At 34.9% G+C, this 2774-nt stretch carries 2 protein-coding genes; both read right to left on the bottom strand.

The features are described 5' to 3' along the window. Positions 1 to 231: 231 nt before the first annotated feature. Entirely contained in the window at positions 232 to 1668 is a 1437-nt protein-coding gene (locus Q0Q99_RS02715; RefSeq protein ID WP_293891065.1) for an IS1182 family transposase, read from the bottom strand. 340 nt (positions 1669 to 2008) lie between these two features. Next, positions 2009 to 2774, bottom strand: a 766-nt coding sequence (locus Q0Q99_RS02710; protein ID WP_293891062.1) for a hypothetical protein, incomplete at its 5' end; no start/stop codon positions are given.

The following is a 2774-nucleotide window of genomic DNA, read 5'->3' as shown; positions in this document are numbered from 1 at the left end:
GCTTAATATTTTGAGATTCTGACAACGCTTTTTAACGCTTTTTACCTCAAATTTTCTTTTGGGAATGTGAAAGTGACTTTTCTTATAAAGAATTTTAATTGTAGTTTAAATCCAATATATTTACCCACTGATTAACCAAATAAAATTCTTTATAAGAAAAGTCACTTTCACATTCCCAAAAGAAAATTTGAGGTAAAAAGCGTTAAAAAGCGTTGTCAGAATCTCAAAATATTAAGCCAATACTTTTAGATATTGTTTTAGTAAATTTTGGTCAATCAGGTTGAAAATCCGGCGCAGGTTGTAGGCTGAGAAAATCAATCCTACATCGGCTGAGGCGTGTTTGATGGTTTTCTTGGTCATGATATAATAATAATCCCATTGGCGTTTTATGACACCGTAAGGATGTTCTACTATGGCTTGCCGTCTGCGGTAGATTTCATAATTGTTTTCGATTCGAACTTTGTTTTCATAAATCAAATCGGCATACTGGGAGCGTTCGATTAGTCTGCCTTTGGCATTTTTAGTGCATTTATTGAAGAGCTCACAGGTCAAACAAGCGCTGGTTTTGTAATGCTTCATCTGTGTGATTGACTTGCCGTTCTTTTTGGCGTACCAATTTCCGTTGGTGTTTAGGATTTCATTGGCCGGGCAGCTATAGGAATCGGTAGTTTTGTTGTATTTAAAATGTTCAACATCAAAAGCGGTATCAGGTGCATGTGCAGACACGCCAGGAATAGCCACCAACACATCAACGCCGAGTCTATTAGCATAATCGAACTCGCTTCCCGTGTGATAGCCTTTGTCGTAAATGGCGGTAAAATCATTGTGACCTAAAATGGTTTTGCTGCGGCGTAACATACCGCCCATAGCTTTGGAATCGTTTTCATTGGTCACTTTGAAATCAATGGGGATATTGTGCAGCGCATCCACTGTGGTTTGTACTGTGTATGCTACTTCCGAGATGTTATTTCGAGTCATGATTTGGCGACTATCGGGATCTGAGGTTGAGATTTGAGTAACGCCAGTGGTGTCAATTGTATTTTGATAGCCAATGTATTTTTGCTTTTGAATAGTATGTTTTTTAATCTTCTTTGCAATACTTTGTTTTTCCAAAACATCACCATCTTCTTTGGCTAAAGCCGTGTTGTATTCTTCGAGTCTTGCATCGATGTAGGCAATATGACGCTCTATTTTATTGGGATTAAAATTGTTTTTCTTTGAGTTTTGAGCTCTAAGTTTGGTGCTGTCTCCAGCAACAAGGCTTCCGCCAATGAGTTCAAAGTGGGAGGCGAGTTTCACCGTAGCCCGAAAAACACGAGCAATGGCTTTAGGATTGTCTTTGCGAAAATTAGCAATGGTGTTGTGATCGGGAACCAAACCTTTCAAAAGCCACATGAGTTCAATGTTGCGATTACATTCTTTCTCCAAAGTTCTGGACGAGCGAATGCGATTGAGGTAACCGTAAATAAAGAGTTTGAGTAAATCCGAAGGATGATAAGCGGGTCTTCCGTTTTCGACAAAATCGAAAGTGAATCCAAAATCAGGGAGTTTAAGACTATCCACAAAAAGGTCAATGAGCCTGATTTCGTTGTCTTGCGCAATGGCATCATCAATCGATGAGGCAAAAAGCGGGAGTTGGTTTCTGTTGGTTCCGTTGATGAATTTCATACTTAAATGTAATAAAAACCGACGAGTTATCCAAATTATTTGAAAGATTTTTAATACAAATATGTTAACGGGAAGAAAAGAGGTTATTAGACAGTTTGACGTTCCGCCGCTACAAGAAGTGGCGAACTTCGGAACTGATTATTTTCTGTTAAAGATAAAAATTCTTGCGAAACGTAAACGTGAACTTACCACAAAATTCGCAATTGCGAGAAACGGCTGTTATGTGTTCGGTTGCCAATGTAAAACGTGTATTTTAAACATATTTTAGCGCAATACTTTTTCCACATTCTACTTTTTTACGTTTCCACTTTCGTTCTCACTTTTGTAGCAATTGCAATTTTTAATTTTTACTTCCGTATTGGTCAGAAAAGTATTTATTGTAAAATTTATTTGGTGATTGTTCAGTAAAATAACTTGATTTGTAGTGACTTTTTTTACCACAATTTTCTTTATACCTTGATGAATACATTTCACTTTCAGGCAAATTAGTTATTTCAGAAACAAAGAATTCATTTTGCACCTTATTCAGTATTTCACTTTGAGCTAGTTTATATGAAATGATATTACTAAAAATAAGTGGGCTATTAGATTTCGTGAAATTTTTCGATTTTATTTCTTTTTTCGTTGGATATCTTGATAATTCACAATCTCTAAAAATCGTTTGATTGATATTGTATTCTGAAATTATTTTTGCGGTTTGTGGTGGGATACAAACTATTTTTTCTTCGTTGTACGCTACAGATGTGCCTGAAGAGCTTGTTTTACCTACTGAAGAAGATGCTGATATTAGATTTGTCTGTACTAAATCAAGGAAATTATAACCCGTAACTGATTTAGCTGCTGATGCTCCTTTTGACACAATAACTCCTGAACTTTGTGAATTTGTAAATATTCTATTTTTATAATAATTGTTTGAAATATTATTAAAAACAAAAAAACTTTCTTCTAAATTCAAATAAATATTTTTATCTGTTTTATTAAAAAAACTGAACCCAATATTTCCTTCATTTTGCCAAAAATTATATGAAATTATGCAATTTAGGTCTTCATAAACTAATGAATTATCTTTTAAATTAATTTTTTCGGATGCGGTTGTTTTATAAACT

Source organism: Flavobacterium sp., assembly GCF_025352425.1.
Classification (GTDB): domain Bacteria; phylum Bacteroidota; class Bacteroidia; order Flavobacteriales; family Flavobacteriaceae; genus Flavobacterium.
The sequence above is the reverse complement of the archived record's forward strand: the minus strand, read 5'-3'. Positions and strand labels throughout refer to the sequence as shown.

What these genes read in the sequence shown, in the direction of transcription:
- Q0Q99_RS02715 (WP_293891065.1), bottom strand. Translation starts at nt 1,668, where the DNA reads ATGAAATTCATCAACGGAACCAACAGAAACCAACTCCCGCTTTTTGCC.